The sequence below is a fragment of the Streptomyces glaucescens genome (assembly GCF_002154375.1).
GTDB lineage: Bacteria > Actinomycetota > Actinomycetes > Streptomycetales > Streptomycetaceae > Streptomyces > Streptomyces glaucescens.
Genome location: NZ_MUND01000140.1, coordinates 1 through 233, shown reverse-complemented (window position 1 = coordinate 233; position 233 = coordinate 1). Strand labels below are relative to the sequence as shown.

The window sequence follows — 233 nt, the reverse complement described above, 5'->3', positions numbered from 1 at the left end:
GGCCGTCGAGCTGCCCATCCCGTACGACGGTGTGGTCCGTGCCCTGCACTTCCCCGAGGGCACCACGGTCGACGTGGGCACGTCGATCATCGCGGTCGAGGTGGGCAGCGCCCCCGGCGCCGAGCCGCAGGCCACCGAGGCCCCGCAGGCCGCCGTGGCCCCGCAGGCCGCCGTGACGGAGGAGCCCGAGCCGCAGGGCCGCCAGCCGGTGCTGGTGGGCTACGGCGTGGCCG

General features: G+C 77.7%; 1 pseudogene. It reads left to right on the top strand.

Annotation, left to right across the window (positions count from 1 at the left end):
- Positions 1–233, top strand: a pseudogene (locus tag CCN42_RS44295) (2-oxo acid dehydrogenase subunit E2); the annotation flags it as partial.